Annotated in this window: 2 protein-coding genes and 1 pseudogene; all 3 read right to left on the reverse strand. The window is 37.8% G+C overall.

Annotated elements, in window-relative coordinates; translation table 11 throughout:
- Positions 1-96: pseudogene (locus tag GMD4S_RS09065) on the reverse strand (hypothetical protein); the annotation flags it as partial.
- A 209-nt stretch (positions 97-305) separates the two neighbouring features.
- Positions 306-824, reverse strand: coding sequence for a Dps family protein (locus GMD4S_RS09070; RefSeq protein ID WP_000229895.1), 519 nt, complete (start codon positions 822-824; stop codon positions 306-308).
- 188 nt (positions 825-1,012) lie between these two features.
- Positions 1,013-1,203, reverse strand: a 191-nt coding sequence (locus tag GMD4S_RS09075) for a triose-phosphate isomerase (protein WP_000324874.1), incomplete at its 5' end; no start/stop codon positions are given.

The following is a 1,203-nucleotide window of genomic DNA, read 5'->3' on the forward strand; positions in this document are numbered from 1 at the left end:
ATTCCACTCATAGGCACACTCTGGGCAGACCAAGAGACTTCCGTCTTCGTAGATATATTCTGAATTACATTTTGGGCAATTTGGTAAGTTGTTCATAAGTCCTCCTTAAACTAACAATTATTCTTTAAAATTCATATGTTATTGAACAGCAACTATTATACCGTAAAATCCTACTTTTGACAATGTGTCCTAAGTCCAGCAGACAAAAAAATCATGCAACTTTTTACAGTTACATGACTTTTAAAAGATGATTGATCATGGGCACTTATCAAGCGCCTCATGATAAAAGGGGTAGCAACTATATTTTACAAACCAGGAGCTTGTCCAAGTTCTGCTGTAAGCATCCAAACTGTTTTCTCAAGTTCAGCCTTAGCCCCAACAAAGATATCGTTTGTAACATCATCACCTTCTTCGTCAGTTACATCCAAAGCTTTTTGGAAAAGAGCGATGAGGTAGCGATAAATTGCTAGAACACGTTCCAAGCTTTCTTCAACGTTACGGAATTCTCCTTCTTCTTCTTCGATTTCACTGTGTTGAAGGAATTCTGTCAAAGTTGAATAAGGTTTTCCACCAAGAGTAATCAAACGTTCACTGATTTCGTCAAGATAGCTATCAAGACTGTCCATGTATTCATCCATTTTTGGATGCCATACGAGGAAGCCACGACCACGCATATACCAGTGAACTTGGTGAAGGGCAATGTGAGCCACATACAAGTCCGCTACTGCTTGGTTCAATACTTCCTTTGTTTTTGCCAATGCTACTGGCGCTGTTTTAGATAATGTTGTTACGTCTTTTACTGCTTCTTTTTTCAATTCAACCATATTGATCACCTCATAATATTATTTTTGCAACCATATTTATTGATTACTATCTCAGTATACTACTCCTAGTAGACAAAAGCAAGAAAATTAACCCATATTAAAAAAGTTGTAATTGACTGATAATTTAAGAAAAATATACAGTCTTTAAAAAAAAGACAGTCTTAGCAGACTGTCTGGAATAACTGAGATTATTTTACAAAATCAAGCAATGCCAAGAAGCTTTCAGCTTCAAGTGACGCACCACCAACAAGGGCACCGTCAACGTCTGGGCAAGCCATGTATGAAGCAACGTTTTCAGGTTTAACAGAACCACCGTATTGAACACGAACTTTGTCCGCAACTTCTTGACCAAAGTCTGCAGCTACAACGTCACGAACGA

The organism is Streptococcus sp. GMD4S (assembly GCF_000296955.1).